This window comes from Promicromonospora sp. NPDC050249, assembly GCF_040656015.1.
Classification (GTDB): domain Bacteria; phylum Actinomycetota; class Actinomycetes; order Actinomycetales; family Cellulomonadaceae; genus Promicromonospora.
In genome coordinates, this window is the sequence record NZ_JBFAKY010000006.1 from 1 (window position 1) to 13,777 (window position 13,777).

10 protein-coding genes are annotated in these 13,777 nt (G+C 71.7%); 3 read left to right on the plus strand and 7 right to left on the minus strand.

The window, feature by feature from the left end; translation table 11 throughout:
- Positions 1-113: 113 nt before the first annotated feature.
- Entirely contained in the window at positions 114-4,034 is a 3,921-nt protein-coding gene (locus AB0I32_RS06110; RefSeq protein ID WP_357503926.1) for a TM0106 family RecB-like putative nuclease, read from the minus strand.
- Between the two features lie 157 nt (positions 4,035-4,191).
- Between AB0I32_RS06110 and AB0I32_RS06115 the strand changes: the two genes are divergently transcribed.
- Positions 4,192-5,403 (plus strand): excalibur calcium-binding domain-containing protein, encoded by a 1,212-nt coding sequence (locus AB0I32_RS06115; protein WP_357503928.1) that lies wholly within the window; start codon positions 4,192-4,194, stop codon positions 5,401-5,403.
- Between the two features lie 170 nt (positions 5,404-5,573).
- Here the strand turns inward: AB0I32_RS06115 and AB0I32_RS06120 are convergent, their stop codons facing one another.
- From AB0I32_RS06120 to AB0I32_RS06135, 4 genes are all read right to left on the minus strand, one after another.
- The gene (locus tag AB0I32_RS06120; RefSeq protein ID WP_357503930.1) at positions 5,574-6,917 is read right to left on the minus strand and encodes a hypothetical protein; all 1,344 of its coding nucleotides are present in this window, start codon (positions 6,915-6,917) and stop codon (positions 5,574-5,576) included.
- A gap of 2 nt (positions 6,918-6,919) precedes the next feature.
- Positions 6,920-7,702, minus strand: a complete 783-nt coding sequence (locus AB0I32_RS06125) for a SigE family RNA polymerase sigma factor (protein WP_357503932.1) — start codon at positions 7,700-7,702, stop codon at positions 6,920-6,922.
- Positions 7,703-7,886: 184 nt separating this feature from the next.
- Positions 7,887-9,296 carry a hypothetical protein gene (locus AB0I32_RS06130; RefSeq protein ID WP_357503934.1) on the minus strand — a complete coding sequence of 470 codons (1,410 nt, stop codon included), beginning with the start codon at positions 9,294-9,296 and terminating at the stop codon, positions 7,887-7,889.
- Complete coding sequence (locus tag AB0I32_RS06135; protein WP_357503936.1) at positions 9,293-9,868, minus strand: SigE family RNA polymerase sigma factor; 576 nt, start codon at positions 9,866-9,868, stop codon at positions 9,293-9,295. The genes AB0I32_RS06130 and AB0I32_RS06135 overlap by 4 nt, the downstream gene beginning before the upstream one ends.
- 214 nt (positions 9,869-10,082) lie before the next feature.
- Here AB0I32_RS06135 and AB0I32_RS06140 point away from each other — a divergent pair, with 214 nt between their 5' ends.
- Positions 10,083-10,862, plus strand: coding sequence for a response regulator transcription factor (locus AB0I32_RS06140; RefSeq protein WP_357503937.1), 780 nt, complete (start codon positions 10,083-10,085; stop codon positions 10,860-10,862).
- Positions 10,859-11,902, plus strand: coding sequence for a HAMP domain-containing sensor histidine kinase (locus tag AB0I32_RS06145; protein ID WP_357503939.1), 1,044 nt, complete (start codon positions 10,859-10,861; stop codon positions 11,900-11,902). The genes AB0I32_RS06140 and AB0I32_RS06145 overlap by 4 nt, the downstream gene beginning before the upstream one ends.
- Positions 11,903-11,965: 63 nt before the next feature.
- Here the strand turns inward: AB0I32_RS06145 and AB0I32_RS06150 are convergent, their stop codons facing one another.
- Together AB0I32_RS06150 and AB0I32_RS06155 are read right to left on the minus strand one after the other, a co-directional pair.
- Positions 11,966-12,733: an amino acid ABC transporter ATP-binding protein gene (locus AB0I32_RS06150; RefSeq protein ID WP_357504283.1), complete on the minus strand. Its 768-nt coding sequence runs from the start codon at positions 12,731-12,733 to the stop codon at positions 11,966-11,968.
- A gap of 44 nt (positions 12,734-12,777) precedes the next feature.
- The gene (locus AB0I32_RS06155) at positions 12,778-13,752 is read right to left on the minus strand and encodes an amino acid ABC transporter permease (RefSeq protein WP_357503940.1); all 975 of its coding nucleotides are present in this window, start codon (positions 13,750-13,752) and stop codon (positions 12,778-12,780) included.
- Positions 13,753-13,777 lie beyond the last annotated feature (25 nt).

The following is a 13,777-nucleotide window of genomic DNA, read 5'->3' on the forward strand; positions in this document are numbered from 1 at the left end:
CCACGGCCGCCACATAGCCGATCACCAGGATGATGCCGCGGTTGCCGACTATCGCGTCCCGCAGGCCGGCGCCGACGGGGAGGTCACCGGACTGCTGTCTTGACCGGCGGCGATCAGCCGCCGATGAGACGCAGGAATCCGCCCAGCTCCATGAGGCGGCGGACGCCGTCGGCCTCCAGGTCTCCCGGAAGGTAGTCGGTGAGCCGGGGCGACGAGATGACCACCGCGTGCCACTGCGCGCGCGAGACCGCCACGTTGATGCGGTTGCGCGACAGCAGGAAGCCCATGCCCCGGGAGACGTCGTCGGGCGTCGAGGCGGCGAGCGTCAGGATCGCCACCGGCGCCTCCCGTCCCTGGAACATGTCGACGGTGCCGACCGGTACGCCGCCGAGACCGGCGTCGCGCAGCGCCTGGCGGACCAGGTTGACCTGCGCGTTGTACGCGGCGACCACCACGACGTCGTCGACCCCGAGCGGGCGGGACGGCCCGCCGCCGCCCGGCGTCCACGTGCGCCCGAGCACGTTCCGCACCTGGTGCACCACCTCGGCGGCTTCCTCGGGGGACGACGTCGAGCGCCCCTCGTGCGCTACCGGGACGTGCTGCACTCCGGGCGTCACCCCGTCGAGCGATCGTGTGGTCGTGACCGGATGGGCCGAGAGGCGTCCGGCGTACGAGAGCTGGGACACCGCGGCGCAGACGGCGGGGTGCATGCGCCACGACTCGGGCAGCAGGTAGCCGAGCCCGTCCGGAAGCACGGCACTGCCGGCCGTGAGCCAGGCGAGCGCCGACTCGTCAACGGGTTCGGGGTGCTTACCCTGGCTGACCTGCGGCAGCTGTTGCGGGTCGCCGAGCAGCAGGAGCCGCTGAGCGGACCGGCCGACGGCGATCGTGTCGGCGAGCGAGAACTGGCCGGCCTCGTCGATGACGAGCAGGTCGAGCCCTTCGTCGGGCCAGCGCTCGTGCGCGAAGTCCCACGCGGTGCCGCCCACCACGCAACCGCTCGAGCTGTTCGCCGCGAAGTCCGCGAGCTGGGTGCTCGACAGCTCCTGCCACGGCTGACCGCTGACCTGCTCGGCGCCCTTCGCCCGTTGTTTCTTCGCCACGAGCTCGGCAGGCACGTCCGCCTTGTCGACCACGGCGCTCAGCATGTTCTCGACCGCCGCGTGCGACTGGGCCACCACGCCCACCCGCCAGCCGGCGCCCACCAGCTTGGCGATGACGTGCGAACCGACATGGGTCTTGCCGGTGCCGGGCGGGCCCTGCACGGCGAGGTAGGAACGGTCGAGCCGCTCGACAGCCGCGTGCACCGCAGCCTCGAGATCGAGACCGCCGTCCCGTTCGCCGCCAAGCTCGGGCAGTGCCCCGCCGACCAGCCGTGGCTGCCGTCTGCGCAGCAGATCGACCGCGGCCCCGTCGGGCAGCGTCCGGTCCGTGTCCCACGCGGCGAGTGCTGCCCGAGCGGCCTCCTCTACCGCCCGCTCCTGCGCGTCGCGCGCTGGTCCGCAATGCGGCGCCAGGGCGACAGGTGCCTGTTCGTGCGGCTCCGCTCCCCCGGACAGCCGCTCCCGCAGCACGACGACGTCGCGTCCGCGAGGCACGTCGCCCCGCTCGGCGGGTTCCCGAATCTCCTGGATCAAGCCGCCGGAATGCTCACCCCGCACGGCCCGTGCCTCCAACTCGCCGACGACGGCAGGCACGGGCTGGTCGTACAGCACGTGCACCGTGTTCCCGACGCCGAGATCGGACCCGTCGACCCGTGAACCGTCGAGCATGCGGCCCACCAGCTCGATCTCCCGTGAGGGCAGCCGATCGCGCCCCACGAGACCCCAGTCGCGCAGCACGGTCGAACGTTCCACGTGGAACGTCGACCTCCGGCCAGGCCATTCGTCGAGCGGAAGCTCAAGTCTCGCGTAGTGCTCCTGCCAGAACGGCTTGTCCTCCCGCTGGTAGTACCCGACGGCGGCTCCCAGCAACGCGAGCGCCTGCACCTCGAGCGACCGTTCCCCCCGGTTCTCCCCCGCCCGAGCGGAGATCTCGGCAGCCAGCGCCAGCCGCCGCTCCCGCCCCTCCCGCCGAGCCACAACCCGAGCCGACTCCCCGGAGGTCCCGACAGGCTCGACCAACGGTGGTACCCCCGCCACCCCACCCGCACCAGCACCCGACGCGGGCTCACCATCCCCAGAAGGCGAGTCAGCAACGAAGGCCGTGGGGAGCGAGAATGCGCGCGCGGATGTATTCCTTCCCGAAGTGGAGGGCCCCCTGGGGCCCGTGAACGCATCCGCGCGCGCGTTCTCGCTCCCCACGGCCGACCCGGCGGACCCGGTCTCGACGGAACCGCCCACGGAGGACCGTGCATCCCTCAACCACTGGAGGAGCCGCAACGTAGACCGACAGTCGTACTCGTTGTAGTCCAGGATCCGCTGCTTCAGCTCGACCGCCCGCTCCGCCCCGTCAGCGGCGAGCTTCGCGTACTCCGCATACTCCGTGACCGAGGCGGTCGCGCTCGTGACCCCCTCCCGCGCCGGGTCGTCCTGCATGTAGAGCGGTTCGAGCTTCTTGATCGACTTCGACCGGTTCGAGATGCGCAGGCACGACCGGACCACCGCGTAGAGGTCGACCAGCACACCGTCGCGGAGGAGCTGGTCCACCTCGTCCTCGTACACCCCGTGCCGTGCCGCGATCGAGAGCAGATGCGTCTTCTCGTAGGGCGCATAGTGGTAGACGTGCAGGTCAGGGTAGGTCTGGCGGCGCGCGTCGAGATAGTCGACGAACTGGACCAGCGCAGCGCGCTCGCCCGCCAGGTCGTCGGCCCAGAGGCCGTGGAAAGGCGGGGTCCCGTCGTCCGGACCGGGGCGTTCGACCCAGCCGAACAGGTAGTCGAGCCCCATGGCCCGTGCCTGGTCGTCCCCCGGCAGGCGGGCCTCCTCCCACAGGGGGTCGCCCTCGAAGTCGAAGAACACGTCACCCGCGCTCGGTGGCGGGAGCCGGTCGATGGCCTCCGTCGCGGTGAGCTGCCAGCGGAGCCGTGCGTCGGGCCCGTCCGGGTCGACACCGTCGGGCAGGTGGTCGAGCACTACCGAACCGTCGCCGTCGTCGAGCCCGAGCTGGAGGCGCGCCTGGGCGCGCAGGTTCTCGAAGCGGGCGACGGCCATGCCGTCGGGCGGCGCCTCTGCGGTCGCCAGGGCGTCGATGGTGGAGATACCGGCCTCGGACAGCCTCGACCGCTGCACGCCGTACACCCCGCCGACCAGCAGGACGTCGCGGGCCTGGGTGGCTGCCTCTGCACAGTCCGGGCAGCTGCGGAGCTTGCCGCAGGCCAGGTAGCGGCCGTCGTCCCAGGTCACCGGCGCGTCGTCGGCCACGTGGGAGTCCAGGACCTCGACGAGCCGGGTGCGCCGCTTGCGGAAGACGGGCAGCAGGTCGGCCAGCCGGTGCGACGTCGTCTCCCCCGTACCGAGCACGAGGTGGACCTCGTCGGTCGGGTCGATCCGCGCGTCCATGAGCTGGTCGGCGTACGCGGCGAGCTGGAGCAGGGCACGCACCTTGGTGCGGCGCGCCAGTTTCGAGTCGTGCACCGCATAGCGCGGCTGAGGTGCCCCGACCCCGCCCACCATCTCGCCGAGCGGGTCGCGTACCAGGAAGTCTGCGCGGCCGTGGAACCGGCCGTCGAAGAACGAGGCCTGGTAGACGACGTCGGCGCCATGCTCCATCGCGGCCAGCGTGCGCGAGTGCGCCTCGATCAGCTCGTCGCGGGCCATACGCCGCGCGGCCGGGACCTCGAGGACACCGCCAGGGCGTCCGGCGTCGGCCGGGCCGAAGGTGCGGAGGTGACCGTCGAGAACCCGCCGTTCGTGGTCCTCACCGAGTGCCGCGGTGCGGGCGAGCATCTCGTCCTCCTCCCGCGGCCGGCGCGGGCTGCGACCCAGGAGCTCGTCAAGGCGTCTCAGCAGGCGGAACTCGCACTCGCCGGCGATCACCAGGTCGCTTGCGGAGTGCACGAGAGTGCCTGCGTCGTCTCGCTCCAGGAGGAACATGCCCCCAGGTCTACCAGTGACCCCTGACACAAGCGCGCTACTGTCACCCTCGCAGGCGGTAGATATGTCCGGTTAGACCCCTAGTCGTGGCGCCTGGTTCTGGCGCCGAACCGCCTGGATGGCCGATAGTGGGGCCGACCGTATCGAAGGAGCAACCATGCCCGTGCGCTTCAACCCGCCTCCGGGTTGGCAGGTGCCCCCGGGATTCCGGCCCGATTCCGCCTGGGCTCCCGACCCGTCGTGGCCTCCGGCCCCGCCCGGTTGGAACTACTGGGTCGACCGACCCGACGCCCCCCAGCCCGACGCCGAGACCCGCATAACAGCGCCACCCGCACCACCTGGGCCACCCGCACCCCCCGTTTCTCCCGGCTCCACCCCGCCGGCTGTCGTCCCCGCGGGCGCGGGCGCGGGCGCGGGCGGTGACACGAGGACCGTCGCGATCCAGGTGATCAGCGCGCCGCCGGCCCGCCCGGCCTCAGCAGTGCCGTCGGCGCCCGGCATGTCGGCGGCGGAGGCGATGGGCTCGACCATGACCATGGCGCCGATCAGCGCTCCCGTGGCCCCGCCCCGCCCCGGCTCCGGCCCGCAGCCCGTCTACCCGCCGCATCCCGGGATGGCGCCACCGCCACCACCCCCGGAGGGGCCGAAGAAGGGCCCGACGACCGGCGTGCTCGCCGCGCTCAAGGGTCTGGGTGGCAAGGGCTCCGCCGCGGCCGCCGGCCCGTCGGCGCCCCCGTCCCGACCGGGCCCCGGCCCGCTGAGCATCGACGACGCGAACCGCACCGGACCCGGCGGGACGGTGATGTCAGCGCCCGTCGCGGTCGCGCCGGCGCCCGCTGGACCGCGCCCCGGCGCGCCCGGACGTCGAGGTCCGCGTCCGCCAGGTGTCGGCATCATGATCGCCGTCGCGATCGCCGGTATCGCGCTCGGCGTGATCATCGGCGTGATCGTCACCGCCGGCCAGCAGGCTGACGCGAACCAGGCGATCGCCGACGCCCAGAACATCCGCTCGGAGATGGAGGCGAACCAGGCCGAGATCGAGGAGCAGCGCGCCCAGATCGACAGGCAGCGTGACGAGGTGGCAGCGCGCGAGCAGGCGCTGGGCGACCGCGAGGCGCAGCTCGAGGAGCGCGAGAAGGCGCTCACGCAGCAACAGCAGCAACAGGAGCAGCAGCAGCAAGAACAGGAACAGCAGCAGGAAGAGCAGGAGAACAACGGGAACGGTGGAGGGGGCCCTGGCACCGTCTTCTACTGGAACTGCGACGCGGTCCGCGCGGCCGGCGCCGCACCGCTCCAGAACGGGCAGCCGGGCTACATGCCCCACCTCGACGGCAACGGCAACGGCACGGCCTGCGAGGAGGGCGAGTAGGCCGGACGAAGCCTGCTGACGGCCGGCCCGCACCGGCCGAGGACGCGGCAGGGCCGAAACCGGCCGGAGAAATGGAACGGGCCGAGGCAGATCCCCAGACTCTGCCTCGGCCCGTCCCGTGTGTTCCCGGCCCACGCCATCTCCCCAGACGAGACGTGGACCGGGAAGTCCTAACCCCCGAAGAGTCCCTCCAGGAGTGCGCCGAGGCCGAGGGGATCCTCGTCCTCGGGAGCTTGTGTCGGCTCCTTGCTCGGAGCCGGGCTCGGCGTCACGCCGCCGGGCGGCGGAGCCTCGCTCGTCGAGGCGACCTGCAGTGCCTCGCTCATGTCGATCAGGCACAGCCGCCAGACGTCGGCGTCCACACCCTTCGGCGCCTGACCGAACGACTTGCCGGTCAGCTGTGGCGGCGCCGCCCACCCCTTGCCGGTGCGCTGCGCGACGCAGGTCTCCATCGCGAGGACCTCGTTCGCCGCGGCGTCCTCGGCCAGCAGCGGGACGAGCTTGGCGACCATAGGCGCGGGTGCGACGGCCTTCGGCGTCTCCACGGACTCGCCCGCCACGTCGTGGATGACCGCGCACTCGGGAGACGTGCTGTGGCACCACGAGGCGCTCCACGTGTCCTGGTTCGCGTAGACGAACCCGCGTGGCTCCGCCGTCGAACGGTCGACCTGCAGGACCCGCATCCACACGCTGCCGTCGCCGAGCACGTCGAACGGCGTGACCCGGAGCGACGTGCCCGCTTCCGGTGCGCCCGACGCCGCATCCTCGGGCTCCGGTGACGCGGGCGCCCCCTGCGCGCCCGCGGCACCACCGGTCGCCGCGTCGTCGAAGACCAGGAACTGGTCCCCTTCCACCGCGCCGGAGAAGCCGAACACGAGCGCCGGTCCGCCGTCGGTCGGCAGGACCATCGCGTCGGACGTGACGCCTCGCCACAGCAAGGTCCCACCGAGGTTCCCCGCGCGGAGGTTCTGGAGGGCGGTGTCGCCACCGGCGAGCAGCTCCAGATCGGTGGCGCTGTGGTGCCCGTCGATCTTCGCCAGGGTCACCACCGCGAGATAACGGTCGCCACCCCCCGCGTCCAGACCGAGGTCGAGCACCACGGTGTTCCTGTCGACGGGGTACACCGCGGGCGCTGCCACCGTGCGCACGCCTGGCGCGAGGTAGGCGAGCCTCGCCTCCGGATCCTGCGCCGGGAGGTCGGTGGGCGACGGCGCGGGCGGCTCGACCATCACCTCTCCCTCGGCCGTCGGTCCCGCGCTGCTGGGCGCGACCTGGACCGGCTCACTGCTCCAGAGACCCGGGATGCCAGGGAGCGCACCCGCTGCCCCCGCGCCCACCGTCGCGAGCGCCAGCGTCGACGCCAGCGTCACGCTCGCGCGCCGTGTGGCCTGCTTGCGACGGCTCGACCGCAGGACGCTGTTCAGGTCCAGCGTCGACGCGGGTACCGCAGCGTGCGCCGACTCGCGGACCCGTGCGACGAAGTCGTCGTCGGGGGCGCCGTGGGAGGAGTTCATGTTCATCGGGTTCCGCCCAGTGAATCGATGTCGAGGATCGCGCGCAGGTGGGCGAGGCCGCGCGAGGCGGTGGACTTCACGGTGCCGAGAGGTATGCCGAGCTCGCTCGACACCTCGGACTCCGACAGGTCCAGCAGGTGACGCAGCACCACGACACGGCGCTGCTTCAGGGGTAGACGCAGGAGGGCGCGTACGACGGCGTCGCGGTCGTCCACCGTGCGTGTCGGCATCCGGGCTGCCGCACGGGCGACGCGCACGTCGTCCTGGGGCAGGTCGTCGGGGCCGGTCAGCACCTCGCGCCGGGTGCGGCGCCAGGCGTCGATGCGCAGGTTGGCCAGGACCCGCCGGGCATAGACCAGCGGGTCTCCCGCCCTTGCCTTGTGCCAGTGCCGGTAGCACCGCTCGAAGGTCTGCTGGGTGAGCTCCTCCGCGCGGTGCGCATCACCGCTCAGGAGGAAGGCCATCCGGTGGAGGGGATCTCTTGCCTCTCGCATGAACGCGGTGAACTCTTCGTTCTTCGAGATCTGGGCGTTCCTGCGCGCGTGAGTGGCCGTGGGCCGGTCTGTCCGCACGGGCAGCGAGGCTACGTCATCGACGTCCGCCGCCCCACCTCGGACCACCGTGAGCGGCCGGGTGGCCGGAACGGTATCGGTCTGCACGGCATCGGTCTTCACGGGGGCGCCGCCCGACACCAGGTCCGGCGTCGTCGTGGATAGGGAGTCTGGGGTGTTCTGCTCGGTGGTCACGGTCTCCAGGTCGTCCGCAGAGCTGGAGTCGGCGCGCACGACATGCAGGGTCACGGGCTTGGGGACCCGGGACTCTGGCGCTAGTGCGCGCGGACTCGTGACTGTCACGAACGGAACACGGGCCGGCGAGGCCGAAGGTTCCATCCAGTTCCACGATTTCTTTTTCGAGCCCGAGTTGAGCCCGAGCCGAGTCCGCGCGCACTGCGCCGTCACCGCCGGAAGGTCACCGCCGGAAGTCGAGCGTCCCCAGGAAGGTATGGAGGTCCTTCAGACCCTGCTCGGTACCGTCGAACTCGACGACGAGGAACAGGTTCTCGCCCTGGTCCTCCTGATGGAGGTAGATGTTCAGCCAGTAGTAGTCGACCTCACCACCCGCGTTGTGGGCGGTCGGCAGAACCTCCGCGTAGTCGGCGCCAGGGACGTCGATCATCTGGGACTGGGGCGCGTCCATGCTCCGGGTCCACCAGTTGCCGCCGGGCTTGCCACCCTGCACGTAGACGCGTTCGGGCCACTCCATCTCCTCGGCCGCGCGTGCCTTCTCCTTCTCGGAGGCGTCCGTCCACGACTCGAGGGTCTCCGCGTCGACGCCCGGGTCCACGTGCGTGATCGTCGGCCCGGTCCACTCGACGCCCGGTGAGAACTCACCGTCCGTCCTCTTGTCGGCCCATCCCTTCGGCACCGCGAACTTCAGGCCGTTGTGCTCGGTCCGCACCCAGCCGGCAGGTACCCCGCGCTCGATGGCGTCGAGGACCGGGGTCGAGAACTCGGGCTGGTACCAGTCGGGCGCGCCCTGCTCCTTGAGCCAGAGGTTCCCCACGAAGTTCCGCAGCATGGTGTCGCCCTGCTCGTCCGCCGCGAAGCGGGTCTCGATCACCCAGCCCTCGTCACCACTGCGGAGCCTGATCGTCACCGGGCGGACCTTGCCCTCCCTCTTGTGCTCCTCGATGACGACGAGGTCGGCGCCCTCGATGTCGAGCGTCGTCGCGCCCGAGTCCTTCGCCGGAACGGTCCAGCCGGCGACGTCGAACACGTTCCGCAGCTCGATGGTGGCGTCCATGTCGTCGATCGTCCCGGACTCGCCGAAGTCGGCGGCCTCCGGGTGGTCCGGGTCCAGCCATCCGGCGACGCCGCCCGCGTTGACGTCGCCGACCGCGTACCAGCCGCCCGGCGGCACCTCGTACCAGAGGCCGCCGAGGATGTAGGGGGCGTGCCCGCCCTCCTCGACGACGCCGCGCTCCACACCCGGCAGCACCGGCAGCGTCCCGCCGCCGGTCTCCAGGTACTCCGTGGGTGCGGGGTCCGGCCCACCGCTCGGGCTGGGCGAAGGGCTGGCGCTGGCCGGCGGCGCGGTCGGCCGGGCCGACTCGGCGGTCGTCTTGACCGTGCCGGGCAACGGCCCCTGCCGGTCGGCATAGATCGCGCCGACCGCACCGATGCCCGCGCCGGTGAGCGCGAGCGCCGCCACGCTCGCCGTGGCCGCGACCACCATCCGGCGTCGGCGGACGTTCCGCACCGCACGCACCGCCATGGTCGTCGGGTCCAGCGAGGTGGGCGGCTCGATGGTCGAGCCGGCCGCGCGGAGGCCGGCCATCATCGCTGCGTCCTGCTTCGAGTGGATGTCGTGCACGTTCATGATCGGCTCCCTTCGCCGTCGGACACCACGAGGGTGCGCAGCCGCGCCAAGGCGCGTGAGGCGGTGGACTTGACCGTGCCGGTGGAGATGCCCAGCTCGGCCGCGGTGTCGGACTCGGAACGGTCCAGGAGGTAACGCAGGACCACCACCCTGCGCTGCTTGACCGACAGTGACATCAACGCACGGACGAGACGGTCACGCTCGGCCAGCTGTGCGTCCGACGCCGGTGCGCTCCGCACCCGGGTGCTGCTCGTCGGGTCGTCGGTGAGCACCTCGCGACGGGTGCGGCGCCAGGTGTCGATGCGCGCGGTGGCCAGCACGCGGCGCGCATAGGCGAACGGGTCGCCGTCGCCCACCTTCTTCCAGGCCTTGAACGTCCGCTCGAGGGCGAGCTGCACGAGGTCCTGCGCGCGGTGCTGGTCACCGCAGAGCAGATACGCGATCCGGTACAGCGCAGGAGTGTTGGCCTGCGCGAAAGCCGTGAAGTCCACGACGGGGTCCACACCGCTCCGGACGACGACCATCTCGCCGGTGCCCGGCTGCACCCCAGGACTCACCGCTACCTCGCTCATCCCGAGCACCGCCCGGAGCCGTGTCCGGAAACCTGCCCCGGCGCTGGTGTGCGGCGCCGTCCGCGTCGCTTCGTCTGCGTCATGCACCATAGACGCAGGCCGGGACCACCGGGGTTGCGCCCTTTCGGAACGGGTTCTTACGAGTTCGTGACCGAGGTGGTGACCAGGACCCCAGAACCCGGGTCCGCACGTCGACCGACCGTACCCTTCAGGAGTGGCCCGAGTCCTCGTGATCGACGACGACGCCACCGTCGCACAGGTGGTCGTCGCCTACCTCGAACGCGCCGGTGTCGTGGCCGAGCACGCCGCCGACGGCCCGGCCGCGCTGGCGGCCGCGGCCGAGAACCCGCCCGACGCGGTGGTGCTCGACCTCATGCTGCCCGGCATCGACGGCCTGGAGGTGTGCAGGCGCCTGCGTGCCGCCCGAGCCGACCTGCCGGTGCTCATGCTGACGGCGCGGGGCGAGGAGGAGGACCGGGTGCTCGGTCTCGAGACGGGCGCCGACGACTACGTGGTCAAACCCTTCAGCCCGCGTGAGCTGGTGCTGCGGGTGCAGTCGCTGCTCCGGCGCGCGGGGGCCGCCGTCGTGCCCGCGGCGGGCGCCTCGGGGACACGAGCGTCCCTGCCTCCCGTCGAGGGCCTGGCGTCCGCCCAAGGGGCGCCCAGCGCCCTGTACGACGGCGATCTGCGCCTCGACCAGGCCGCGCACCGCGTCCTCCGCTCCGGGTCCGAGCTGCAGCTGACTGTGCGCGAGTTCGAGCTGCTGCGCTGGTTCCTCACCCATCCCGGTCAGGTGCACGGCCGGGAGGCGCTCATGCGGGGCGTCTGGGGCTGGGAGTACGGCGACCGGTCCACCGTGACGGTGCACGTGCGGCGACTGCGCGAGAAGGTCGAGGCCGATCCGTCCAGGCCGACGCGCCTCGTGACGGTGTTCGGCGTCGGCTACCGGTGGGATGCCACGCCGCCCGCCGCCGGACGGGAGGACGGCGCGTGAACGATCTCGAGGGCGTCGTCCTGTCCGTCTCCGTGGCCGCGGTGGTCGGCGCGATGGGCGCCGTCGCGCTGTTCGCCCTGGCCCGTCGCCGGGTGGGGCTCGCGGCGACCCTCGCGCCGCTCGTCGTCGTGGGCTCCGTGGCTGCGGGCGTCTACGCGAGCGCCCGGGCGATGTTCCTGTCCGACGCCGACTCGACGACCGTCCTGCTGCTCCTGCTCGCGACGGTGCCGGTGGCGCTCGGCGTCGGCCTGGTGCTGACCGCGCGGATCCGCAGGGTCACCACCGAGGCGGCCGCCGAGAAGGCGGCCAGCGAACGCGATCGCGAGATCGAGGTACGCCGCCGGGAGATGGTGTCCTGGGTGTCGCACGACCTGCGCACACCCCTGGCGGCGGTGCGGGCGCTGGCGGAGGCGCTGGAGGACGGCGTCGGCCCGGTGCACGAGCACGTGCCCCGGATCCTCGCCGAGAACCGGCGGATGGCGGCGATGGTCGACGACCTGCTCGCCCTCTCCCGGCTCCAGTCCCCCACGGCGACGCTGCGGCGTGAGCCGGTGGCCGTCGCCGACCTCGCCTCCGACGCGATAGCGGCCGCCCAGCCCCTCGCCGACTCCGGAGGAGTGAAGCTGGCGTGGGACGTCGCCGACCCGGTGGTGACGTCGCTCGACGCGCAGCAGGTCGGACGCGCGCTGGAGAACCTGCTGGTGAACGCGATCCGGCACACGGGGCCCGACGGCACGGTCCGGGTGGCCGTGGCGTGCGCGGAGAGCGCGGCCGGCAGCGCGGAGGCGGCGGGGACCGTGACGATCACCGTCGAGGACGAGTGCGGCGGTATCCCGGAGGCGGACCTCGACCGCGTCTTCGAGGCGGGCTGGCGCAGCTCGGGGGCGCGCACCCCGGAACGGGAGAACGTACCGGGAGGCGGCGCGGGCCTCGGCCTCTCCATAGTTCGTGGAGTGGCCGAGGCCCACGGCGGTACGGCGTCGGTCGGCAACACGCCGCGCGGCTGCCGCTTCGCCCTCCACCTCCCCACCGCTGGTTGAGTGCTGGGTATTCGTGGGCTGAAACGCTTCAGACCCGCAAGTACCCAGCACTCAGCGGCGGGGTCAGAGGACGTGGGAGAGGAAGTTCTGCGTGCGTTCTTCCTGCGGGTCGTCCAGGACCGCGCTCGGCGGGCCGGACTCGACGATCACGCCGTCGTCCATGAAGACGACGTGGTCGGCCACCTCACGGGCGAACCCGATCTCGTGCGTCACCACGATCATCGTCATGCCCGACTTCGCCAGGTCCTGCATCACCGACAGCACCTCGCCCACCAGCTCGGGGTCGAGGGCCGACGTCGGCTCGTCGAACAGCATGAGCTCCGGGTCCATCGCGAGCGCCCGGGCGATGGCGACCCGCTGCTGCTGGCCGCCGGACAGCTGCGCCGGGTAGTGCTCCATCCGGTCGGACAGCCCCACGCGCTCGATGAGCTCGAGCGCGCGCTGCTTCGCCGCCTTCTTCGACATCCCCCGGACCTGCACGGGCGCTTCCATGATGTTCTCGAGCGCCGTCATGTGCGGGAACAGGTGGAACCGCTGGAAGACCATCCCGATGCGCGAGCGCTGCTTCGCGACCGCCTTCGGGTGCAGCCTGTGGAGGGTCCCCTTGGCGTCCTTGCGGTACCCCATGAGGTCCCCGCCGACGACGACGGAGCCGCCGGTGATCTCCTCCAGCTCGTTGATGCAGCGCAGGAGGGTGGACTTGCCGGAACCGGACGGGCCGAGGATCACCGTGACCTCGCCCCGCGCGACGTCGAGGTCGACGCCCTTCAGGACGTGCACGGCGTCGTGGCCGTGGCCGAACACCTTGTGCACCGCACGTACGGAGACCATGTTCGTGGTGTCCGCCGGAGCGGCGGTCGAGCCGGTGTCGACGCTCATGGCGTCACCTCCCTGTTCACGTCTTCTTTCACGGTCCCGGCAGCGGCGATGGCGGCCTGCCGGCCACCGGGGCCCTTGCCACGCCCGCGCCGCCCGGTGGCGGTGCCGAACCCGCGCCCGTAGTACTGCTCCAGGTAGTGCTGGCCCACCATCAGGATCGAGGTGATGAGCAGGTACCAGATCGCGGCGATGACCAGGAACGGGATGGTCAGGAACTGCCGGTTGCCCATGGCGGAGGTCGCGTACGTCAGCTCGAGGGTGAGCGGCACGGCGACCACCAGGGAGGTCGTCTTCAGCATCGAGATCGTCTCGTTGCCCGTCGGGGGCACGATGACGCGCATGGCCTGCGGCAGGATCACGCGGCGCATGATCTTGCCGTCCTTCATCCCGAGTGCCTTCGCGGCCTCGGCCTGGCCCGGGTCCACGGAGGTCAGGCCCGCACGCATGATCTCGGCAAGGTAGGCCGACTCGTTGAACGCGAGACCGAACAGCGCCAGCCAGAACACGGTGAGGACATCTTCGGTGCGGAACGAGAAGAACTCCGGACCGAACGGGATCCCCAGCGACAGCCGCGGGTAGAGCACCGCCAGCAGGCCCCAGAAGATCAGCTGCGTGTAGATCGGCGTGCCGCGGAAGAACCAGATCCAGAGCCAGCTCACCCACCGCATCACCGGGTTGTCCGACCGTCGCATCATCGCGAGCGTGATCGCGAGCACCACGGCGATCACCATGGAGCCGAACGTGAGGATCAGCGTCCACAGGACGCCGCGGATGATGACCACGTCACGCAGGTAGAGCCAGACGACATCCCAGCGGAAGTTGTCGTTGGTGATCAGGGCGTTGGCCGCCATGGCGGCCAGCACCAGCACGATCACCGCCGCGACGAGGCGGCCGGGTCGCGGTACCGGTCGCGCACGGATCCGGTTGGGCACCGGGTCGTGACCCGGTGCCGGAGTCTTGCTGGAGCTCATCTCGCCCCTCTTCTCTGTCCGGAGG